This is a genomic window from Sporosarcina sp. P19, assembly GCF_002743165.1.
Taxonomy (GTDB): domain Bacteria; phylum Bacillota; class Bacilli; order Bacillales_A; family Planococcaceae; genus Sporosarcina; species Sporosarcina ureae.
Map to the genome: position 1 here is coordinate 357,807 of NZ_PDYR01000001.1, position 23,917 is coordinate 381,723.

General features: G+C 41.4%; 20 protein-coding genes. All 20 read left to right on the forward strand.

Translation table 11 applies throughout. The features are described 5' to 3' along the window. Window positions 1-9 precede the first annotated feature (9 nt). The 20 genes from CSV74_RS01785 to CSV74_RS01880 all read left to right on the forward strand — a co-directional run bounded on the left by CSV74_RS01785 (window position 10) and on the right by CSV74_RS01880 (window position 23,710). The gene (locus CSV74_RS01785; RefSeq protein WP_099690359.1) at window positions 10-4,317 is read left to right on the forward strand and encodes a PolC-type DNA polymerase III; all 4,308 of its coding nucleotides are present in this window, start codon (window positions 10-12) and stop codon (window positions 4,315-4,317) included. Window positions 4,318-4,458: 141 nt separating this feature from the next. Next, the gene (gene rimP, locus CSV74_RS01790) at window positions 4,459-4,929 is read left to right on the forward strand and encodes a ribosome maturation factor RimP (RefSeq protein WP_029053171.1); all 471 of its coding nucleotides are present in this window, start codon (window positions 4,459-4,461) and stop codon (window positions 4,927-4,929) included. Window positions 4,930-5,012: 83 nt separating this feature from the next. Further along, the gene (nusA, locus tag CSV74_RS01795) at window positions 5,013-6,206 is read left to right on the forward strand and encodes a transcription termination factor NusA (protein WP_099669371.1); all 1,194 of its coding nucleotides are present in this window, start codon (window positions 5,013-5,015) and stop codon (window positions 6,204-6,206) included. Between the two features lie 21 nt (window positions 6,207-6,227). Further along, window positions 6,228-6,506, forward strand: coding sequence for an RNase P modulator RnpM (gene rnpM / locus CSV74_RS01800; protein ID WP_099669370.1), 279 nt, complete (start codon window positions 6,228-6,230; stop codon window positions 6,504-6,506). Further along, entirely contained in the window at window positions 6,503-6,853 is a 351-nt protein-coding gene (locus tag CSV74_RS01805; RefSeq protein ID WP_029053168.1) for a YlxQ family RNA-binding protein, read from the forward strand. Before rnpM ends, CSV74_RS01805 begins: the two co-directional genes overlap by 4 nt. Beyond that, on the forward strand, window positions 6,831-9,089 hold the full coding sequence (infB, locus tag CSV74_RS01810) for a translation initiation factor IF-2 (RefSeq protein ID WP_099690360.1): 2,259 nt from the start codon (window positions 6,831-6,833) through the stop codon (window positions 9,087-9,089). The genes CSV74_RS01805 and infB overlap by 23 nt, the downstream gene beginning before the upstream one ends. After that, window positions 9,086-9,364 carry a DUF503 domain-containing protein gene (locus CSV74_RS01815; RefSeq protein ID WP_029053166.1) on the forward strand — a complete coding sequence of 93 codons (279 nt, stop codon included), beginning with the start codon at window positions 9,086-9,088 and terminating at the stop codon, window positions 9,362-9,364. The genes infB and CSV74_RS01815 overlap by 4 nt, the downstream gene beginning before the upstream one ends. A 22-nt stretch (window positions 9,365-9,386) precedes the next feature. Next, complete coding sequence (gene rbfA / locus CSV74_RS01820) at window positions 9,387-9,737, forward strand: 30S ribosome-binding factor RbfA (RefSeq protein WP_029053165.1); 351 nt, start codon at window positions 9,387-9,389, stop codon at window positions 9,735-9,737. A 97-nt stretch (window positions 9,738-9,834) separates the two neighbouring features. Beyond that, entirely contained in the window at window positions 9,835-10,746 is a 912-nt protein-coding gene (gene truB / locus CSV74_RS01825; protein WP_099690361.1) for a tRNA pseudouridine(55) synthase TruB, read from the forward strand. Window positions 10,747-10,758: 12 nt separating this feature from the next. Continuing rightward, entirely contained in the window at window positions 10,759-11,697 is a 939-nt protein-coding gene (locus tag CSV74_RS01830) for a bifunctional riboflavin kinase/FAD synthetase (RefSeq protein WP_099690362.1), read from the forward strand. Window positions 11,698-11,828: 131 nt separating this feature from the next. Then, window positions 11,829-12,098: a 30S ribosomal protein S15 gene (gene rpsO, locus CSV74_RS01835; protein ID WP_029053162.1), complete on the forward strand. Its 270-nt coding sequence runs from the start codon at window positions 11,829-11,831 to the stop codon at window positions 12,096-12,098. A gap of 139 nt (window positions 12,099-12,237) precedes the next feature. After that, window positions 12,238-14,376, forward strand: coding sequence for a polyribonucleotide nucleotidyltransferase (gene pnp / locus CSV74_RS01840; protein WP_099690363.1), 2,139 nt, complete (start codon window positions 12,238-12,240; stop codon window positions 14,374-14,376). An 83-nt stretch (window positions 14,377-14,459) separates the two neighbouring features. Next, a complete protein-coding gene (locus CSV74_RS01845) occupies window positions 14,460-15,719 on the forward strand; it encodes a M16 family metallopeptidase (protein WP_099690364.1) in 1,260 nt (419 codons plus the stop codon). A 58-nt stretch (window positions 15,720-15,777) separates the two neighbouring features. Continuing rightward, on the forward strand, window positions 15,778-16,056 hold the full coding sequence (locus CSV74_RS01850; RefSeq protein WP_029053159.1) for a YlmC/YmxH family sporulation protein: 279 nt from the start codon (window positions 15,778-15,780) through the stop codon (window positions 16,054-16,056). Beyond that, window positions 16,049-16,855 (forward strand): NAD-binding protein, encoded by an 807-nt coding sequence (locus CSV74_RS01855; RefSeq protein ID WP_099690365.1) that lies wholly within the window; start codon window positions 16,049-16,051, stop codon window positions 16,853-16,855. Before CSV74_RS01850 ends, CSV74_RS01855 begins: the two co-directional genes overlap by 8 nt. Next, window positions 16,828-17,418 carry a dipicolinate synthase subunit B gene (locus CSV74_RS01860; RefSeq protein WP_099669361.1) on the forward strand — a complete coding sequence of 197 codons (591 nt, stop codon included), beginning with the start codon at window positions 16,828-16,830 and terminating at the stop codon, window positions 17,416-17,418. The genes CSV74_RS01855 and CSV74_RS01860 overlap by 28 nt, the downstream gene beginning before the upstream one ends. Window positions 17,419-17,535: 117 nt before the next feature. Then, on the forward strand, window positions 17,536-18,561 hold the full coding sequence (gene asd, locus CSV74_RS01865) for an aspartate-semialdehyde dehydrogenase (protein WP_029053156.1): 1,026 nt from the start codon (window positions 17,536-17,538) through the stop codon (window positions 18,559-18,561). 46 nt (window positions 18,562-18,607) lie between these two features. Continuing rightward, a complete protein-coding gene (dapA, locus tag CSV74_RS01870) occupies window positions 18,608-19,498 on the forward strand; it encodes a 4-hydroxy-tetrahydrodipicolinate synthase (RefSeq protein WP_483315647.1) in 891 nt (296 codons plus the stop codon). A gap of 113 nt (window positions 19,499-19,611) precedes the next feature. Next, a complete protein-coding gene (locus CSV74_RS01875) occupies window positions 19,612-21,279 on the forward strand; it encodes a ribonuclease J (RefSeq protein WP_099690367.1) in 1,668 nt (555 codons plus the stop codon). A gap of 88 nt (window positions 21,280-21,367) precedes the next feature. After that, window positions 21,368-23,710: a DNA translocase FtsK gene (locus CSV74_RS01880; protein WP_099690368.1), complete on the forward strand. Its 2,343-nt coding sequence runs from the start codon at window positions 21,368-21,370 to the stop codon at window positions 23,708-23,710. Window positions 23,711-23,917 lie beyond the last annotated feature (207 nt).

Below are 23,917 nucleotides of genomic sequence, written 5' to 3' on the forward strand. Positions count from 1 at the left end.
GAATATATAATGGATGCCGCCCAAAAGTTTTTAACTTTGCTGCAACAGACGGGACTGACAGGTGATCAGTTCATGAACTATTTTCAAAACGGAGAGTTGAACCGTGTAACCGTTCAGAAGAAAACAAGAGTGTGGAAATTTAATATCACACTTGATGAAGTGTTACCCATCGAGGTATTCCAGATTATGCAACAACGTGTTCATGAATCATTTGCTGCTATAGCGAATGTACATCTTGAAATGGAAGTAAGAAAAAATGAAGTGAATGAACAATTAATTACGGATTATTGGCCGCTAATTATAGATGAGCTAGCAGATATATCTCCACCTATGCGCCAATGTCTAGTGGAACAAAAGCCCAAAGTACATGGCGAGAAATTATTACTTAATTGTTCAACTGATTTGGAGTGTCAAACTTTAAAAAATAAATATGTGGAAACATTATCGACACTATATCAGCAATTCGGTTTTCCGAAGTATATGTTCGAGGTTTCGATTGTTGAAAATCACAATGCAGCAGAAGAACGCCAGCAGTTTCTTTCTCAAAAACAGCAAGAAGAAGATCTGTTATCCAAGCAAGCGTATCATCAGCTGCAACAACGTGAAACGATGAAAAGTGAACAAGGTGATTCTGATAGAGTATTGGCCCTTGGTACACCGATCAAAGCTAGCGAGCCAATTATTCCAATCCATGAAATACAAGATGAAGAAAGACGTTTGGTTATTGAAGGCTTTGTATTTGATGCAGAGGTACGGGAGTTGCGGAGTGGCCGTTCACTATTGACACTGAAAGTAACAGACTACACGGACTCCATTTTAGTCAAAATGTTTTCACGTGATAATGAAGATGCGGAGATTATGAAATCTTTCAAAAAGGGTATGTGGGTACGAGCTCGTGGCGGTATACAGAACGATACATTCGTTAGGGACTTAATCATGATGGCGCAAGATATTGCCGTTATTCCTACTATTGAACGTAAAGACAAGGCGCCTGATGGACGGAAACGTGTGGAATTACATGCACACACTTCCATGAGTCAAATGGATGCGGTAGTTTCTGCTTCATCATTAGTTGCCCAAGCAGCTAAATGGGGACATCCTGCGATTGCAATCACAGATCATGCGAACGTTCAGTCTTTCCCTGACGCTTATAACGCTGGTAAAAAACATGGTATTAAAGTGTTGTTTGGTTTAGAAATCAATCTGGTGGATGATGGTGTTCCGATTGTCTATGAAGAGCAACACCGTTTGCTTGAAACGGATACGTATGTTGTATTTGACGTTGAGACCACAGGCTTGTCAGCTGTATACGACACGATCATCGAGCTTGCAGCTGTTCGAGTGAAAGATGGAGAAATCGTTGACCGATTTGAACGCTTTGCCAACCCGCATCATCCGTTGTCTTCCGTTACGACGAATTTGACAGGCATTACAGATGACATGGTAGAAAACGCACCGGAAGTTGAAGACGTCATGGCAGAGTTTATAGAATTTATCGGGGATGCAGTGTTGATTGCACATAATGCTTCGTTTGATATGGGCTTCTTTTATGCTTCATGTAAACGTGCGAAAATAGAAACAGTTGCTTATCCAGTCATCGATACATTGGAGCTTTCTCGTTTCCTTTATCCCGAATTGCGAAACCACCGTTTGAACACGTTGGCTAAAAAATTCGATATTGAATTAACGCAACATCACCGTGCCATTTACGATACAGAAGCTACTGCGCATCTATTTTTGCGCTTGCTATCAGAAGCACAGGAAAAAGGCATCAAGTGGCTTGATGATCTCAATAAGAATATCGGTGAAGGAGACGCCTATAAGCGTTCACGACCTTCACATTGTACTTTGCTTGCAACAGACGATGAAGGGCTGAAAAATCTATTCAAGCTCGTGTCAATTTCGCATATGGACTTTTTCTATCGAGTGCCCCGTATACCACGTTCGTTACTCGTGAAATATCGAAAAGGAATAATAGTCGGTTCGGGTTGTGATAAAGGGGAAGTATTCGAAGGATTAATGCAAAAACCGATGGAAGAAGTGGAAGAAATTGCGAGTTTTTATGATTACTTGGAACTCCATCCTAAGCCGGTGTACTCGCATTTACTCGAACTCGATTTAATTCGAGATGAGTGGAACCTTGAAGATATTATGCGCAAGATGATTAAGCTTGGGAAGAAAACCGGTTTACCAGTTTGTGCGACAGGGAATGTCCACTATCTTGATGAAACCGATGCTACCTATAGAAAAGTACTTGTTCGTTCACAAGGTGGGGCAAATCCATTGAATCGGCACTCGTTACCTGAAGTTCATTTCCGTACGACAGATGAAATGTTGAAAGAATTTGAGTTTTTAGGTGAAGACGTAGCGCAAGAAATTGTAGTAGACAATCCTCTGAAAATTGTAGATCGTATAGGTGATGTGAAACCTATTAAAGATGACTTGTATACACCAACAATTGAAGGTGCGGAAGACGAAGTACGAGATCTAACGTATTCCATGGCACAACGAATATACGGTGAAACCTTGCCAGAGATCGTTGAAGCCCGAATAATAAAAGAATTAACGTCTATCATCGATAATGGCTTCTCAGTTATTTATCTGATTTCGCATAAACTAGTAAAGAAATCATTGGATGATGGCTACTTGGTTGGTTCGCGGGGGTCTGTCGGCTCTTCCTTCGTTGCCACCATGATGGAAATCACAGAAGTGAATCCATTGCCACCACATTATGTTTGTCCGTCATGTAAGACATATGAGTTTTTTGATGATGGTTCAGTTGGTTCAGGTTATGACTTGCCAGATAAGGAATGCCCGAATTGCCAGACGATGTTTAAAAAAGATGGACAGGATATCCCGTTCGAAACTTTCCTTGGATTTGCCGGCGATAAGGTTCCAGATATCGATTTGAACTTTAGTGGTGAGTATCAAGCGCATGCTCATAACTATACGAAAGAACTGTTCGGAGAAGACTATGTGTTTCGGGCAGGAACAATAGGAACAGTAGCTGAAAAAACTGCATATGGATATGTTCGAGGGTATATGAATGATAACGATATCCAAATGCGTGGCGCAGAGATTGACCGGCTTGTACAAGGTTGCTCAGGCGTGAAGCGGAATACAGGGCAGCACCCTGGCGGTATCATTGTTGTGCCGGATACAATGGACATCTTTGACTTTACGCCAATTCAATTCCCGGCGAATGATCTTGAATCTAGTTGGAAAACCACACATTTTGATTTCCATTCCATCGATAATAATTTATTGAAACTAGATATTCTAGGTCATGATGATCCGACGATGATTAAAATGTTGGAAGACTTATCAGGCATTGATGCGATGACTATTCCTCCTGACGATAAAGGTGTTATGGAGTTGTTTAGTGGTACGTCTTCTCTAGGTGTCACAGAAGAACAAATTGACTGCAAAACAGGAACTCTTGGTGTGCCTGAATTCGGAACGCGATTTGTACGACAGATGTTAGAAGAAACGAAACCGTCTACGTTCTCCGAATTGATCCAGATATCCGGACTGTCACACGGCACCGATGTTTGGTTAGGTAATGCACAGGAATTAATCCAAAATAAAACGTGTCAACTGTCAGAAGTGATCGGCTGTCGTGACGATATTATGGTTTATTTGATCTATCAGGGACTTGAACCTTCTCTTGCATTTAAAATTATGGAATCTGTGCGGAAAGGTAAAGGGTTGACGCCTGAGTTTGAAGAAGCGATGAAAGAGAATAAAGTACCGGGCTGGTATATCGGATCGTGTAAGAAGATCAAATACATGTTCCCTAAAGCTCATGCCGCGGCATACGTACTGATGGCTCTACGAATCGCGTACTTCAAAGTACATCATCCAATCATGTATTATGCGACGTACTTCACCGTACGAGCAACCGACTTTGACTTGATGACGATGTGTAAAGGTTCTGCAAGTATTCGGGCGAAAGTTAAAGAGATCAATGCTAAGGGATTGGAAGCTTCTCCAAAAGAAAAGAACTTAGTGGTTGTTTTAGAGATTGCACTTGAAATGGTTGAGCGAGGATTTACATTTGCGAAACCTGATCTCTATAAATCGGATGCGACACAGTTTCTTATTGAAGACAATAAACTGATCCCGCCGTTTAACTCGATTCCTTCACTAGGGACTAACGTAGCGAAGACGATTGTTGAAGCGAGAAAAGACGGTGAGTTTTTATCGAAAGAGGACTTCCAGAAGAGAGGCCGGGTTTCTAAAACGGTTGTTGAATATCTGGATAACCTCGGTTGCATGGAAGGAATGCCTGAAGCGAACCAACTATCCCTATTCTAATGGGCTCGTGACGGTTGCTTAAGTTGCATTGTAAAAGGCCTTGTGATACGATTAAAACAACTTTTGCTATACGTCTTGCGGAAAAGAGTGGGGCTTCCCGCTCTTTTCTGTTGTTATTTTGAATTTCGGGAGGGATACCATTTGAGTAAAATTATAGAGGAAGTCGAACAGTTAGCTAGACCGATCGTAGAAGAATTGGGTCTTGAACTGGTTGATGTTGAGTTCTTGAAAGAGGGTCGCGATTGGTTTCTACGCGTCTACATCGATACGCCTGAAGGTAACATTGACATCGATCAATGTGCGGCTGTCAGTAATAAACTAAGCGAGGAACTAGACATTGTGGACCCGATTCCGCAAAATTACTTCCTTGAAGTGTCTTCTCCCGGAGCGGAAAGACCTTTGAAAAAAGATGAAGATTTTGAAAAAGCCGTAGGCCAATATGTGTTCATCAAAACGTATGAACCAATTGATGGAATGAAAGAATTCGAGGGGTATTTACTCGGATACGGACCAGACCATGCAAAAGTGGAAATACGGGTCAAGACGAGAAAAGTACTAGTGGAAATTGACAAAACAAAAATTGCGCTCGCAAGACTGGCAATAGACTTTTAAAGTAAGCATAAAACACTGCCTAGCCTTGCATTAGCGAGCGAAGAATCAAGAGCAATAACAATTGGAATGTAGGAGTGATGAACATGAGTAGTGAGCTACTCGAGGCACTGACAGCTCTTGAACAGCAAAAAGGTATTTCAAGAGACATAATAGTCGATGCAATTGAAGCAGCGCTTGTAACAGCGTACAAACGAAACTTTAACCAAGCACAAAATGTGCGTGTAGACTTGAACTTAAACAAAGGTACAATGGCTGTTTATTCACGTAAGGACGTAGTAGAAGAAGTAGAAGATGAGCGTTTGCAAATTTCTTTAGAAGATGCACAACTCATTAATCCAGTATATGAACTTACGGATATCGTGGAAGAAGAAGTCACACCGCGTGACTTTGGACGAATTGCCGCCCAGACTGCTAAGCAAGTTGTAACACAGCGTGTACGTGAAGCTGAACGCGGTTTAATCTATGAAGAATATATTGATCGTGAAGAAGACATCGTCAACGGAATCGTAGAGCGTATGGATCCGAAAAACTTATTCGTTGGATTAGGAAAAGTAGAAGCGGTGTTACCGTCAAGTGAACAAATTCAAACAGAGTCATATGCACCACATGATCGTATCAAAGTATACATTACGAAAGTCGAAAGAACAGCGCGTGGACCGCAAGTGTTTGTATCCAGAACGCATCCTGGCCTATTACGACGCTTATTTGAACTTGAGGTACCAGAAATTTATGACGGTACAGTAGAAATTAAATCGATCGCACGTGAAGCAGGAGACCGCTCAAAAATCTCTGTTTATACAGCAAACGAAGAAGTAGATCCAGTAGGTTCTTGTGTAGGTTCAAGAGGGGCACGAGTACAAACTATATCAAATGAATTGAATGGCGAAAAAGTAGATATCGTAGAGTGGTCTGAAGATCCAGTAATCTTCGTTGCGAATGCTTTGAGCCCTTCAAAAGTAATTGATGTACAAGTAAATGAAGAAGAGCGTTCCACTACTGTCGTTGTGCCGGATTATCAACTTTCATTGGCAATCGGAAAAAGAGGCCAAAATGCAAGGTTGGCGGCTAAGTTAACGGGCTGGAAAATTGATATTAAAAGTGAAACGGATGCAAGAGAATTAGGGATCTATCCCCGCGAAGAATCTCTTGCTGTTCCAGTAGAAGAGCCAGATGCAGATGCAGTTGAGTTCTTGGAATCTTATGAGTATGAAGAAGAAACACCAGCTGAACCAGCTGAGGACTTTGATTTATACGCAGATGAAGACAAAGAAGATTGATTTGGAAAGGATTGCATGCTGATGTCGAACAATCGGAAGATCCCTTTGCGTAAATGTGCAGCGACTGGTGACATGTTACCTAAAAAAGAAATGATTCGAATTGTCCGTACGAAAGAAGGCGAAGTATCTGTAGATTTGACAGGAAAGAAGTCAGGCCGCGGTACATATGTTTCTAAAACGGAGGATGCCGTAGAAAAAGCACGTAAGCAACACTCGATTGAGCATCAATTGGGTGTCAAAGTACCGGAGCAAGTCTACGAAGACCTTTTGCATGCAATTCGTCGAGAGGCAATTAAATGACAAAAGATCCGACAAATATTTATCAACTGCTTGGTATGGCAGCTCGCGCACGTAAAATTGCAACGGGTGAAGATTTAGTCGTACAGGCGGTTCGGTCTGGCGATGCGCATCTGGTCATCCTATCAGGTGATGCATCCAAGAACACAATAAAAAAATTAACAAATAAATGTAATACGTATAACGTTGAGAAGCATGTATTTGGAAGCCGTGAAGAACTTGGGCATGCAATTGGAAAAGAAGCTCGAGTCGTCTTAGCACTAACAGATAAAGGGTTTGCAAAAAAGTTATCCGAGCTTCTCAATGAATTTAATCGGGGGTGGGCTAATGACGAAAATGAAAGTACATGAATATGCCAGATCAATAGGCAAAACGAGTAGAGATATTGCTGCGGAATTAATCAAAAGTGATATTGTAATAAAGAGCCATATGGAAGAACTGGATCCAGTATCTATTGCAAAATTAGACGAGAAGTTTGGAGATTTAAAAAAGCCTGAGGCGAAAACAACTACTGTTAAGCCAGCGAGCAAACCGGCAAACCAGAGAACAGATCGTCCAAGTAATACAAATAAACCAACTGCTGCTCAAGGTACTAACCGTCCAGCTTCAAATCGTCCTTCAGGACAATCTACTTCAGCTCCGAAAACAGGTAGCAATCAGTCACCGCGTCAAGGGCAAGGAGCAGGTTCACCTCGTCCAGCTGGCGGAGGCGGACGTCCAGGCGGCGGTCGTGGTGGAAGACCACCAGCACGCGGTATTAACCAAGGGCGTCGAAGATACCGTCCGGCAGTACCAGTACAAAAAGTTGAAATACCATTACCGGATAAAATTACTTTTTATGAGTCACTATCAGTGGGGGAGCTAGCTAAAAAACTAGGTAAAGAACCTTCTGAAATCATCAAAAAGCTGTTTATGCTTGGTGTAATGGCAACCATTAACCAGGAATTAGATAAAGATGCAATTGAGTTAATTTGTGCGGAATACGATGTTGAAGTTGAGGAAGAGGTCCGTATTGACGTAACAGACTTGGAGATCTACTTCGAAGATCCGGAAGAGGAAGAAGAAGTGCCAGGTGAATTAACAGAAAGACCGCCAGTCGTAACCATTATGGGGCACGTTGACCATGGTAAAACGACGTTGCTTGACTCAATTCGCAACACTAAAGTAACACAAGGTGAAGCGGGTGGAATCACGCAGCATATTGGTGCGTATCAAATTACTGCTAGTGGCAAGAAAATTACATTCCTAGATACACCAGGTCACGAAGCTTTTACAACAATGAGAGCACGTGGTGCCAAAGTTACAGACTTGACAATTCTAGTTGTAGCAGCAGATGACGGTGTTATGCCACAGACAATTGAAGCGATCAACCATGCGAAAGCAGCAGAAGTTCCGATTATTGTAGCGGTTAACAAAATGGATAAGCCTGCCGCGAATCCTGACCGCGTTATGCAAGAATTAACTGAACATGGCCTAGTTGCAGAAGATTGGGGCGGCGATACGATTTTCGTGCCAATTTCCGCACTAAAAGGTGAAGGAATTGATCAGTTACTTGAAATGGTTCTATTAATTGCTGAAGTAGGCGAATTTACAGCTGATCCTTCCATTAGAGCTAGAGGTACAGTAATTGAAGCGCAGCTCGACAAAGGGAAAGGTTCTGTAGCCACATTGCTTGTACAAAATGGTACATTGCATGTAGGAGATCCCATCGTTGTCGGAAATACGTACGGTCGTGTCCGGGCAATGGTCAGTGACCTTGGTCGTCGCGTAAAAGAAGCAGGTCCTTCAACCCCTGTAGAAATTACAGGGTTGAGCGATGTTCCATTTGCAGGAGATCGTTTCGTTGTCTTTAAAGATGAAAAAACTGCTCGCCAAATCGGTGAAACACGTGCTGGAGAAGCACTTCAAGAACAGCGTGTGGAGAAAACACGTGTAACACTTGATAACTTGTTTGATCAAATGAAACAGGGCGAAATGAAAGAATTGAACTTAATTGTTAAAGCAGATGTACAAGGTGCGGTTGAGGCAATGGCTTCTTCTCTTATGAAAATTGAAGTAGAAGGCGTTAACGTCAAAATTATTCACACAGGTGCGGGTGCGATCAATGAGTCCGATATTTCTTTAGCAGCTGCATCTAACGCAATTGTCATTGGATTTAACGTACGTCCAGATACGAATGCAAAACGTGCTGCAGAAGCAGAAGGCGTAGACATTCGTCTGCACCGTGTCATATATAAAGTAATTGAAGAAATCGAATCAGCTATGACAGGCCTACTTGATCCTGAGTATGAGGAGAAGGTAATAGGTCAGGCGGAAGTTCGTGAAACCTTTAAAGTATCGAAGATCGGAACGATAGCAGGAAGCTATGTAATTGACGGTAAGATTACACGAGACGCAGGCGTTCGCGTTTTACGCGATAATATTGTAGTCTTTGAAGGCGAACTGGATACACTGAAACGTTTCAAAGATGATGCAAAAGAAGTTGCAAAAGGTTATGAGTGTGGTATTACAATTAAAAAATTCAATGATGTCAAAGAAGGAGATATCATTGAAGCATACGTTATGGAAGAAATTAAAAGAGTATGATTGTTTACGCGGAATGTTCTTTCCACATCCCAGCAGCGGCTTCTTTAAAAGATAAACGGGCTGTCTTGAATAGAATGAGGGATCGGGTGAAAAACTCCTATAATGTATCGGTTGCAGAAATTGATCATCAGGATTTATGGCAACGTACGACATTCGCTTTAGTCGCTGTGGCATCCTCTAAAGATGCCGCGGAAAGAGAAGTGAGACGTGCGATTCGTCTGTTTGAATCCAATCCTGATTGGGAAATGACTACGTGTACAGTAGACTACTTATGAGCAAAGAACGAGGTGAATTGCCATGTCAGTGCGTGCTAATCGTATAGCTGAGCAAATGAAGAAAGAATTGGGCGACATTATCGGTCAAAAACTAAAAGATCCACGTATCGGATTTGTGACGGTGACTGGTGTAGATGTAACTGGAGATTTACAACAAGCGAAAATTTTTATCTCTGTTCTAGGTACAGATAAAGAAAAGGAAGATTCGTTACTTGGGCTCTCCAAAGCAAAAGGCTTCATTCGATCGGAAATTGGTCAAAGAATCCGTTTACGCAAAACACCCGAAATCGAATTCGAAATTGATGAATCAGTCGCTTACGGTAACCGGATTGAAAGCTTGATCCGCAAAGTAAATGACGAAAACGAACAATAAACACGAGGAGGAAGTTCATAGTCGCGTAGGCGGCATGACTTCCTCCCTTCTTACATAGAGCAAGTTTTTCTGAATGAATTTAGGAAGAAGGGGTAAGATGAACGGTATTCTGCCTTTGTGGAAAGAGAAAGGTATGACGTCGCATGACTGTGTCTTTAAGCTTCGAAAGATATTACGTACAAAAAAAGTGGGGCATACAGGTACATTGGATCCTGAAGTAGAAGGTGTCTTGCCTATCTGTATAGGCAGAGCTACGAAAGTGGCTTCTTATATTACGGATGCGGGTAAAGAATATGTTGCTACGGTATCTATAGGCCGCTCAACGGAAACTGAAGACGCGCAAGGTGAGACCGTAACGAGTGATTTGACGCATAAGGAATTCACAAGAAACCAAATTATAGACGCTTTGGAGCAGTTAACAGGAGAAATCACACAAATACCACCTATGTATTCAGCAGTAAAAGTTAACGGCAGACGTTTGTATGAATATGCGCGTAAAGGCATCGAAGTAGAAAGGCCAGTTCGTAAAGTACAGATCGATAAAATAGAATTATTAAATGGAGATCAAATTTTTAGTGGTGAAGAAGTAACATTTTCCATTAGAGTGCAATGTGGTAAAGGAACTTATATCCGGACGTTAGCTGTGCAAATTGGTGAACTTCTTGGATATCCAGCACATATGGATTCATTAGTCCGTACTGTTTCAGGAAATTTTGATGAATCGCATTGTAAAACGCTAGCAGAAGTGGCACAAGTGATGGAACAAGATCAAGTACAAACAATATTGCGTCCTATCGAAGACGTATTGACGGATTTTCCACGCCTTGAAATCGAAGAGGCATCATTGGAATCCATACGAAATGGTCAAGTGCTTCCTGCGGTACCATTGCTAACTGACCACGCTTCCATCATGATGATGTTCGAAGGTCGTGTGCTGGCAATTTATCAAAACCATCCAACAAAGCCGGGGTTAATGAAACCAGAAAAAATGTTGCTAGCTAGTGAGTAAGGAGAGATAGAAATGAAAATCTATAGATTACGATATCCTGATTCGGTAAATATTCGACAACTTGATGCTTCTTCGTTAGCTATTGGATTTTTTGACGGTGTACATAAAGGACATCAAGAAGTCATTCGCAGTGCACAAAAAGTTGCGCATGATTTATCGATCGAGACAGCTGTTATGACATTCGATCCCCATCCGTCACAGTTATTTTCAGGGAAAAACGTTGGGTATATTACGCCGATTGAAGAAAAGGTCAGAGTACTCGAATCTCTTGGTGTGGATACGCTTTTCATTGTCAGCTTTGATTGGGAACTGGCTAGTCTTTCACCGCAAAGATTCATCGACATCTTCATCAAAAAGCTTGGCGTCAAGCATGTTACTGCAGGCTTTGATTTTACATTTGGTTCAAAAGGTTCGGGAACGATGAAAGATATGCAAGAGCTATCGGAAGGTAAGTATGAAACAACGATCGTTTCTAAAGTGACCTTTGATCAAGAGAATAAAGTATCTTCGACGGCAATTCGCCAACTGTTATCTAAGGGTGACGTTGAAGCAGCAGCAGAACTTCTCGGTCGTCCATTCCGTACAACGGGCGAAGTGATACATGGAGAAAAACGGGGCCGCCAGTTAGGTTTCCCTACAGCTAACATCCAAACTGCTGAAGAACATATAGTTCCTGCTAATGGTGTCTATGCTGTGCGTTGCCTGATCGAAGATACATGGTACCGAGGTGTTTGCAATATGGGCGTAAAGCCAACATTCCATGATCCAGAACATCGGATTCCTACAGCTGAGGTTCATCTGCTGGACGTGAATATAGATCTCTATGGCAAGAAAATGGCAATTGAATGGTTGCACCGTATACGTTCTGAACAAAAATTTGATTCGCTGGATGCGTTGAAAACACAAATTGGAAAAGACAAGCAGACAGCAAAGGATTTATTAAGCGACTAGTTGGTTGTTGCAACTGACATAATGCCGTGATATGATACAATAGTGTTCAATACACGAACCTCTTCTTGGCAACACGAGTCACCAACGTTTGCTCGGGAGACGGGGATACTTTTATTTAGGAGGTGAAAAGGATGGCTATTACACAAGAGCGCAAAGCTGAATTGATTAACGAATTCAAGACTCATGAAAATGATACTGGATCGGCTGATGTTCAGATTGCTATCCTTACTGAAGAGATCAATAACCTGAACGGCCACTTACGTACTCACAAGAAAGATCACCACTCACGTCGTGGTTTGTACAAAATGGTTGGTACACGTCGTCGTCTATTGAGATATCTACGTGAAACTAACGTTCAACGTTACCGTGATCTTATTGCATCACTTGGCTTACGCCGTTAATAAGACTGAGAAGCGGGCTTTGCCCGCTTTTTTCTATGGAATTAAGATAAAATATTTCGCATACATGTATCACGTTTGATACACTATTACTAATTACATACTAGATGTATACAGGTTTACAATAGAGAGGAGTTCTACAATGTCAGAACAGAAAAAAGTTTATACACTCGATTGGGCTGGACGTACGCTTACAATCGAAGCCGGCCAACTTGCAAAGCAAGCTAATGGTGCGGTGCTCGTTCGGTATGGCGAAACAACAGTACTTTCCACGGTTACAGCTTCCAAGAAACCAAAACCTCTAGATTTCTTTCCACTTACAGTGAATTATGAAGAACGCATGTACTCAGTTGGTAAGATTCCAGGAGGATTTATCAAGCGGGAAGGACGTCCTTCAGAAAATGCAGTATTGACTAGTCGCTTGATTGACCGTCCAATCAGACCTTTATTCCCTGATGGCTTCCGTAACGATGTGCAAGTCATTTCACTTGTTATGTCTGTTGATCAGGATTGTTCATCTGAGATTTCAGCAATGATCGGCTCTTCTTTGGCTTTATCTATCTCGGATATTCCGTTTGATGGCCCAATCGCAGGCGTTCAAGTAGGTCGTATAGATGGAGAATTCATCGTCAATCCTACGCCGAGTCAGCTTGAAACATCGGAAATTGATTTAGTTGTTGCTGGAACAAAACATGCAATCAACATGGTAGAGGCAGGAGCTAAAGAGGTTTCTGAAGAAATTATGTTAGAAGCGATTATGTTCGGTCACGATCAAATCAAGAAATTAGTCGAATTCCAAGAAAAAATTACAGCTGAAATTGGTAAACCAAAGTTCGAAATTGAATTATTCGAACTGGATGCTGACATTCGTAAAGAAGTAGAAGATCGTTGTGAAAATGAACTAATAGCGGCAATTCAAACTGAAGAAAAGCATGCGCGTGAAGAAGCTATCAACGAAGTGAAAGCGGCTGTTCTTGAGCATTACACAGAAGCTGAAGCTGATGAAGCTACATTTAAGCAAGTGAAAGCTGTTCTAGAGCAAATGGTAAAAGATGAGGTACGTCGACTGATTACAATCGACAAAGTTCGTCCTGATGGCCGTGGACTTGACGAAATCCGTCCATTATCATCTGAAACAGGTCTATTGCCACGCACTCACGGTTCTTCACTATTCACACGTGGACAAACACAAGTACTAAGTGTATGTACATTAGGTGCGCTTGGTGAAAATCAAATTATTGATGGTTTAGGTTCAGATGAATCCAAGCGCTTCATGCATCATTATAACTTCCCGAACTTCAGTGTCGGTGAAACAGGCCCCATTCGTGGTCCAGGCCGTCGTGAAATTGGTCACGGTGCATTAGGAGAGCGTGCATTGCTGCCTATGCTACCGGATGAAGTGGAATTTCCTTACACAATGCGTCTAGTTGCAGAAGTATTGGAGTCTAATGGTTCCTCTTCACAAGCATCGATCTGTGCCTCTACAATGGCTATGATGGACGCTGGTGTACCACTTAAGGCGCCAGTAGCAGGAATTGCTATGGGATTGATTAAAAAAGATGAAGATTATTCTATTCTGTCCGATATTCAAGGAATGGAAGACCACTTAGGCGATATGGACTTTAAAGTAGCTGGTACTAACAATGGTATTACTGCACTTCAAATGGATATCAAAATAGACGGTTTATCTCGTCAGATTTTAGAAGAGTCTCTAGCACAAGCAAAAATCGGCCGTATCAAAATTCTTAATCATATGTTGACAACCATTTCTTCGACTCGTGAAGAATTATCTGCGTACGCTCCGAAAATTATAGTAATCCATATCAAACCGGACAAGATTCGCGACGTAATCGGACCTGGTGGAAAAGTAATTAATAAAATTATTGAGGAAACTCAAGTTAAAATTGATACAGAGCAAGATGGAACAATTTATATTTCATCACCAAACTCTGAAATGAACGAAAAAGCTAAGAACATGATCGAAAATATTGTACGCGAAGCAAAAGTAGGCGAGTACTACTTAGCAAAAGTTAAGCGTATTGAGAAATTCGGTGCATTCTTGGAAATCTTCCCAGGCAAAGATGGCTTGCTTCATATTTCTGAAATTCAGGAAGCACGTACTAAAGAAGTGGAAGACGTATTAAAATTAGAAGATGAGCTATTTGTAAAAGTAATTGAAATTGACAGACAAGGTCGAGTCAATCTTTCACGAAAAGTAGTTATTCTAGAAGAAAAAGAAAAAGAGCAAAAACGAGAACAAGAACAAGCTAGCAAAGAGTAATTAATTAATCCGTCAAAAAAGCCTCTTCCTGCACAAGTTGCGGCGAAGGAGGCTTTTTGTACTTTATTTAAGGAGTGAAGTCTATGATTCAAAAATATAATTGTTCAAATGGTGTACGTATTATCCATGAAAAAATGCCACATTTACAGTCTGTTGCGATCGGAATCTGGGTGCATGCAGGTTCAGCAAATGAAACAAAAGAACAAGAAGGTATTGCCCACTTTATTGAACATATGCTGTTCAAGGGAACCAATACACGAAGTGCACGAATGATTGCCGAGCAGTTCGATCAGATTGGAGGCGATCTGAATGCCTTTACTTCCAAAGAAATGACATGCTATTACACTACAGTATTAAGTCATCACGCCTCGTACGCGTTGACAGTTTTATCCGATATGTTTTTCCATTCCCAATTCAAAGAAGAGGAGATGGAAAAAGAGAAATCTGTCATTCTGGATGAAATATCCTCTGTTGAAGACATGCCCGATGAAGATGTAGATGAAAGGTTATGGGCAGGAATGTTCCCTGAAGATGCAATTGGAAAGCCTGTAGGAGGACGGATTGAAACGATTAAGTCATTTACAAAAGAAATGGTCGAAGAATTCATGGTGAAACATTACCGCCCTGAAAATTTGGTTATTTCGATTGCAGGAAGCTATGATGAACGTTTAATCAAGTTGATCGAAGCAAACTTCGGAAGCTATCAAAGTAAACAACAGGCTTCTGCTTCAATAATAGATGAAAGTGTGCCGAATTTTACGGCACAACAAATCATCAAAGCAAAAGATATTGAACAAGCCCATGTATGTTTTGGTTATCCTTCCTTGCCTTCAACTCACGATAAGATTTACGAGTTAAGCTTATTCGATAGTATCCTCGGCGGAACAATGTCTTCTAGGTTGTTTCAGGAAGTTCGAGAAAACCGGGGACTAGCGTATTCGGTCTATACGTATTATGCTGCGTATAAAAATGCTGGATCCTTTGTGATTTATTGTGGAACCTCTCCTGAAAACTTTCAAGAGACATATCGTACAATTGACCAGGTCATTGCTGAAGTGCTAAATGACGGTCTAACAGATAAAGAATTGCGAAATGCTAAAGAGCAACTTAAAGGCAGTTTTGTTCTTGGTTTGGAAGGCTCTGAATCGCGTATGTATAGAAATGGTCGCAATGAATTAGTGCTTGGCAAACATCAGACAATTGATGAAGTAGTCAAACATATTGAAAGCGTTGAAAAACGAAGTGTCTATCGACTTGGACAGCAAATGTTGGCAAGTGATCGTGCAACATCCATTATCGCGCCTAAATCAAATATTCAACAATTAAAAAAACTGCAGAACTAGTCGACTTCCGGCCTCTCATACATATGATGAAAGAGATCTAAAATGAGGGAGGGCTTCCATGCGATTATCAGAACTGGCACAAAAAGAGCTGATTCAAGTAGAAGAAGGTATGAGATATGGCTTTTTGGCAGAAACAGACTTGCTGTTCGACCGCAAAACAGGAGCGATCATTGGATTTGAAATTCGGAAGAAGTTAGGGAAAACACTTTTTCGTCAAAAAGACCAGGATATTATTGAATATATTCCATGGCATGAAATTGTACTGGTGGGAGAAGACCGAATTTTATTTGGCAAAACACATGAATTGAACAGAAAGGAAGTAGAAGGGTATGACTAAATGGCTTGTAGTAGGGACTGATCAACGCCTACGAATAGCGAATGAACTATTAGTAAAATCAGGGATTGACAGTGAGTATGTATGTTCTGATACGTTTAATGAACAGTTAAAAAACACTCTGATGAATACAAAGCCAGACTACCTTCTACTACCTTTATTGTTAATGGAACAAAGCATTCCGGTCGACTATTTGCAAGAAGGCTCTTCTGTCTATTCCGGTAATACTTCAGCTGATTGGAGACAAGAGCTTGCTAAGAAAGGTATTTCGCATACGAATTATTTGGAAAATGAGCAATTCATTTGGAGAAATGCTCAATTAACTGCAGAAGCGTTCGTTCATGTCTTTTATGAGCAAACCAAACGACAGATTGCAGGTAAGCATTTTTACATTGCAGGATTTGGCAGAGTGGGAAAAGCGATTGCACATACATTGCATCAGTTGCAGGCTACTGTCACTATAGTTGCACGTGCGGATGAGCAACTAGCAGAAGCAGGAGTATTAGGCTATAACACATTGCTGCTCGATGAAACAACAAAATTCACTCATGGTTACTTGGTGAACACTATACCAGCGCAATGGCTCAATCCAAATCAAAGTGGTGCTGTTCACGTTTTTGATGTCTCTTCAGTACCTGGGTGCCTAAAGCATGCAGATTCCTCTGAATACTATACCATACACCTCAAATTGCCCGGGAAGCACTTTCCCGAGGACGCGGCAGCGGTTTTGGTTGACGCGGTTTTGAGAATGAGTATAGACGAAAGGGGAACTAAATGCTCAAAGGAAAACGAATCGGATTAGGCATCACGGCTTCGCATTGCACATATGACCAATTGCTTCCGATGATCGCTTCGCTACAAAAAGAAGGTGCGATTGTCGTTCCTATCATTACACATTCAGTTCTTCATGCCGCCACGCGTTTTGGTACTGGTGAGGAGTGGATTAAACGAATAGAAGAGGCGACAGGCGAGAAGGTAGTAGCAAGTATTGTCGAAGCAGAACCATTCGGCCCATCCAATCCGCTTGACTGCATGGTGATTTCGCCGCTTACAGGTAACTCTATGAGTAGGTTTGCTAATGCTGCTACTGACTCACCTGTTTTGATGGCGGCCAAAGCCACATTGCGTAATGGCAAACCAGTAGTACTTGGTATTTCTACTAATGATGCACTAGGCCTTAACGGTATGAATCTTATGAAGTTATTGAATATGAAACATGTGTTCTTTATTCCGTTCGGTCAAGATGATTGTATAAAAAAACCGAACTCCTTAATTTCGGATTTCTCATTACTACCCGCTACTGTTGCATCCGCAATTGAAAGTAAGCAATTGCAGCCGTTACTGATAATTCATAACAATGCATGATAATAGATTTTTAAATTCTGCAAAATATGTTATAATTCGTTCAATAACAATTAACGAGACGAGGATAGTACTAACTCTCCTTAATAGTACTTGTTAATAATTGAAAGGAAGATATAGATGAAGAATGTGAATGTTGCAATTGTCGGCGCTACTGGAGCGGTAGGAACAAAAATACTTGAGAAATTGGTGGAACGTAATTTCCCTGCTACTTCCATAAAGTTACTTGCATCCAAACGTTCTGCGGGCAATGAAATCGAAGCGGGTGGAAATACGTACATTGTACAAGAAACAACCCCAGAAGCTTTTGAAGGTATCGACATTGCATTCTTTAGTGCAGGTGGGAGTATCTCAGAGAAGTTCGCACAAGATGCAGTGAAAAGCGGGGCGGTTGTAATTGATAATACAAGTGCATTCCGTATGGACCCTAACACACCACTCGTTGTTCCGGAAGTAAATCCACAAGAGTTGAAAAACCATTCAGGAATCATTGCAAATCCAAACTGTTCTACAATTCAGATGGTAGCAGCATTGAAACCTATTAAAGATCAATACGGACTTAACAAGCTAATCGTATCCACTTACCAAGCAGTTTCAGGTGCTGGCGTAGAAGCGATTGATGAACTAGCAGAACAAAGCAAGCAATTCGCGAATCGTAGTGAAATAGAAGCAGAAGTATTACCATCCGCTTCTGCAAAACGTCATTATCCAATCGCATTCAACGCGATTCCACAAATTGATTCATTTGGTGAGTCGGGCTATACATTGGAAGAATTAAAAATGATCAATGAAACGAAGAAAATATTCAGCGATCAAAACATGTCGGTAGCGGCTACATGTGTCAGATTACCTGTTGTATCCGGACATTCAGAATCTGTTTACATCGAAATCGATCATGACGACGTTACAGTTAAAGATATCCAGTCTTTAATGGAAAATGCACCAGGAATTGTTTTGCAGGATGATCCGGCTTCACAACTATATCCAATGCCGCTTTATGCAGAAGATAAAGATGAAGTGTTTGTAGGTAGAATCCGTAAAGATCTGGATAATCCAAAAGGATTCCATCTTTGGATTGTGTCCGATAACTTATTAAAAGGTGCTGCATTGAACTCTGTGCAAATCGCCGAGGCGCTTATAAAATAACTTGTGTAGGTAGAGTTTAGAATGATAACGAAAAGGAATGATCTATGTGCAACTTGGAAATGTAGGGACAGCAATGGTCACTCCTTTTTCTCCTGACGGCACGATCGACTACGCCCAAACAACGGTCTTGCTTGAGCATTTGATCGCGAATGGGACAGATTCTGTCATCGTCAGCGGTACGACTGGTGAATCACCGACGCTTACTGTTACAGAGAAGAAGGAATTACTGGACTTTGTAGTAAAGGTTGTGAATAAGCGTATTCCAGTGATTGCAGGCACAGGGACAAACAATACTGCGGAATCCATAGAGCTGACTAAGGCTGCTGAGCGATCAGGGGCAGACGGAATTATGCTCGTGACACCTTACTATAATAAGCCAGACCAAAAAGGAATGTATGCACACTTCTCGAAAATTGCTAACGTTACGGCATTACCGATATTGCTATATAATATTCCAAGTCGTTCCATCGTCAACTTGCTTCCTGAAACCGTTATTGCATTATCGAAAATTGATAATATTAAAGCGATCAAAGAAGCAAGTGGTAATTTGGAGCAGATGGCAGAAATCATTGAAGGAACCGCTGATGATTTTGAAGTATACAGTGGAGATGACGCATTGACATTGCCATTACTTGCAATTGGCGGTAGAGGAATCATTTCAGTTTCTGCACACGTAGTAGGCAATGAAATGCAAAAAATGATTCAAGCGTTCCAAAATGGTAACATAAAAGAAGCCGCTGACCTCCATCGTTCATTAGTGCCGGTATTCAGAGCGTTGTTCTCGAAGCCGAATCCCGTGCCTGTGAAATATGCGCTAGAAAAAGCAGGCATACCAATGGGCTGCGTTCGTTTACCACTTATAGAAATGGACGAAAGTGAAGCTGAGATTATCGATAAAGCGCTTGAAAAATTTGGAGAAAGAACACGGATTCTGTAATAAACAAAAGCCGGACGACCAATCCGGCTTTTTTTGTTTGTACTGAACGCCTACTATCTCGTATAATGGTGTTTAGTCGTTGTGGGCGGGAATAGAATATAGGAGGAAACAATGTGACGAAAATACAAAATGAATTAATTAGAGTGATTCCACTAGGTGGAGTAGGGGAAATCGGGAAGTCTATGTATGTCGTTGAAATCGATGATGAATTATTTGTTATGGATTCAGGCTTAATGTTCCCTGAAACGGAAATGCTAGGTATTGATTTTGTAATACCTGATATGACCTATCTAGAAGAAAATAAAGATCGGATCAAAGGAATCTTCTTAACGCATGGTCATGAAGATGCAATTGGGGCAATCGCTTATTTACTACAGAAAGTACAAGCTCCTGTCTATGGTACAAAGTTGACATTAGCGTTAGCGAAAGAACATTTGAAGAAAATGCCGGCACCATCTAATGTCCGCTTCTTTGAAGTGACAAGCAAAAGCCGTATGAACTTCAAGCGCACGCATGTGACATTCTTTTACACGACACACAGTATTCCAGATTCTCTAGGAATTGTCTTCCATACAAGCGAAGGTGCGATCGTTAATACAGGAGAGTTCAAATTCGACCAAGCAGCAAAAGGCAAATATCGCCCTGATTTTGCAAAAATGGCTACAATTGGTGAAGAGGGAGTCTTTATCTTGATGTCCGATTCTACAGAAGCAGAGCGTCCAGGTTATACGACGTCTGAGTCTGTAATCGAGAAACGTCTTTTTAAAACTTTTCACGAAGCACAAGGAAGAATTCTAGTAGCGTTGTATGCATCAAACTTCATTCGAATTCAGCAAGTACTAGACCAAGCAGCAGCAAAGAAAAAGAAAGTCGCAGTTGTTGGTAAAAGTTTGGAGAGCTACTTTGAAGTCGGGTTAAAACTAGGTTATTTACAAGTGGAAGACGATATTGTGATTCCAGTAAAAGACATGGAGCGCTATGACGATCAAGATATCGTAATTATTGTAACGGGTAACCAAGGTGAGCCACTAGAAGCATTGGAGAAAATCGTCCGTAAACATCATAGAGAAATTAATATCAAAAGTTCAGATACAGTATTGATAACATTTACACCATCACCTGTTATGGAAATTTCCATGTACAAGATGATGAATGAACTAGCAAAGGCTGGAGCAACTGTACTGACGTCCACACGAAATGTACACGTATCCGGTCACGGTTCCGCTGAAGACTTGAAAATGATGTTAAACTTGATGCAACCTAAATACTTTATTCCGATTCAAGGGGAATATCGTATGCTGATTGCACACTCCAAGCTCGCTCAAGAAGTTGGTCTGCCTAAAAACCGTATCTTCATTGCGGACAAAGGCGACATTGTTGAATTCAAGAATGAAAAGCTTCGTATGGCAGGTAGAGTACAGGCTGGTAACGTCTTGATCGACGGTATTGGTGTGGGTGATGTTGGAAACATCGTGTTGCGTGACCGTAAGCTATTATCCCAAGATGGAATCTTTACAGTCGTTGTGACATTGAACAGAAAGCAAAAACGAATTGCGGCGGGTCCTGAAGTTGTCTCAAGAGGCTTTGTTTATGTACGCGAATCGGAGGAACTGTTTGAAGAAGCGACAAAACTGATTACTAAAATTGTCGAGAAGTATGTGAATAAAGAAACGTTTGAATGGACAAACATTAAACAAGAGATCCGTGAGACATTGAGTTCGTATTTATATCAGCAAACAAAACGTCGCCCGATGATTATTCCGATCATTATGGAATACTGATCCATACCGTTTGTTGGCGAATTAAAAAACAATTGGATTTCCATGCCTTTACGGCTGGAAATCTTTTTTTCAGAAAGGGGGTTGGCAAATGGCAAAGAAACGTGCTAAAAAGAGAGCGCCAGCGAAGAAAAGACAACAGAAAAAACAGCAAAGTCAAATGCAACCGCTCTGGTTTGAAATTCTAGGTGTCGTCTTAATCGGTATCGCAATAATTATGATCTTTGAATTCGGTATCATTGGTCGGGGTTTATCGGCATTCTCTCGATTCTTATTAGGTAACTGGTATGTTGCGTTGCCATTTTTAATAATTGTGCAAGCGTTGATTTTCATGATTAAGAGACAGATTGGCGGATATAAACACCGGATCGTAATCGGTTGTTTATTCATTTTAGGCAGTATGCTACTGTTCAGTCATGTTCATTTATTTCAAACATTATATGAAAGCAAAGTTTTGATGTCAAATTCTGCACTTAAGGAAACGTGGAAAGTACTCATCACAAATGATGGAATACATGACCAAACAGGGACTCTGGGGGGCGGTATGCTAGGTGCTGTGTTGTTCGCGATGTTTTATTCATTAGTTGATTCATCGGGCGCTACAGTAGCTGGTGTGCTGTTACTGCTCATTGGTATCATCCTGTTGACAGGTAAGGCTTTGATTCCGTTCCTAGTAGAGCAAACACCTATCTTGATGAATGATATAAAGAAGAAGTGGGCAGCGAGGGAAAAGAAATCAGTCAAGTCTCCTGAAGAAAAACGTAAAGAAAGTGCGCGCAGTAATAGAAAGAGTAAGCCGAAACCTGTAGACACTTCTGAAATGGAAGCGGTACAAGAAAATCCGGAGCCCGCTAGTGAACCGATTATTTCTAGCTTCACGGCAAAAATTGAACAGGCTACGCAACCAGAAATTGTACAGGAAAAGCAGTCGAAGGCTCAAGAGGATTCAACACTCGATCCTAAAGATCCTGTGACTGATTATCCTGTAATGGGCGGAGAACAAGAAAACGAATCGTATGTTTTGCCATCAGCCAAACTATTGGAACCACCTGTAGCAAGTGATCAATCTGGAGAATATGATTTAATCCAGGCAAACGCTAAGAAGCTAGAGAAAACGTTCCTGAGTTTTGGAGTTAAAACGAGAGTGACACAAGTCCATTTGGGACCAGCAGTCACTAAATATGAAATCCTGCCTGATACGGGCGTGAAAGTAAGTCGCATCGTTAGTTTGGCGGATGATATAGCATTGGCATTGGCAGCTAGTGGGATTCGAATTGAAGCGCCGATTCCTGGTAAATCGGCAGTTGGAATCGAAGTCCCGAACAATGCGGTGGCGATGGTAAGTTTACGTGAAGTGCTTGAATCTAAGGAAAACAATCCACCCGAGGCCAAGTTACTAGTAGGTTTAGGTCGTGATGTGACTGGACAAGCCATGATGACAGAACTCAATAAAATGCCCCACGTATTAATTGCGGGTGCTACGGGTAGCGGTAAAAGTGTCTGTGTTAACGGTATTATTATGAGTATCATCATGCGGGCGAAACCACACGAAGTGAAAATGATGATGATCGATCCGAAAATGGTAGAGTTAAATGTATTTAATGGCATCCCGCATTTATTGGCACCTGTTGTCACAGATCCGAGAAAAGCGGCGCAAGCACTGCAACGAGTTGTGTCGGAGATGGAGCGCAGATATGAGTTATTCTCCCATACAGGCACACGGAATATTGAAGGATATAATAACCACATTGAACAATGGAATGAAGATCATGATGAGAAGCATCCACGCATGCCGTATATAGTTGTCATTGTCGATGAGCTGGCCGACTTAATGATGGTGGCATCAAGTGACGTAGAAGATTCCATCACACGTCTGGCACAGATGGCGAGAGCTGCGGGTATTCATCTAATTATCGCGACACAGCGTCCAAGCGTTGACGTGATCACAGGTATTATTAAGGCGAATATTCCTTCTCGAATTGCGTTTGCCGTATCTTCTGCAATTGACTCGCGGACTATTCTGGATGGTGCCGGCGCAGAGAAATTATTGGGGCGAGGAGATATGTTATTCCTTCCTGCTGGCGCTTCAAAACCGACACGTATTCAAGGGGCATTTGTTTCAGATGAGGAAGTGGAAGCGGTAGTGAACTTTGTTATCGAGCAGCAAAAAGCTCAATATCAAGAAGAAATGATTCCTACTGAAGTAGAGGTAGTAGCACCGCATGAAGAAACCGATGAATTATACGATGAAGCGGTACAAATGGTAGTGGACATGCAGACTGCTTCCGTTTCGATGATTCAGCGTCGTTTCCGCGTTGGATATGCCAGAGCCGCACGTATAGTAGATCAAATGGAAGCGCGTGGCGTGGTTGGACCACCTGAAGGTAGTAAGCCAAGGCACGTACTACTCACTAAATCAGAACTAGAAATGTAAAACATTATTCGCTGTTATTTTGATAAGTCGAAGTTATCCGTGATTTCAGCTAGATATTTCCTTCTACCTAAGTAAATGTTATAGTGAAGGTAGAAGGAAATTATCATTTCAGGCTATGGAAATTGAGTGTGTCATCCAATATTTAGCAGAGCAGAAAGCGCTATCATGCAAAGCGACACATCCACTGTTATCACGAACGTCATCACG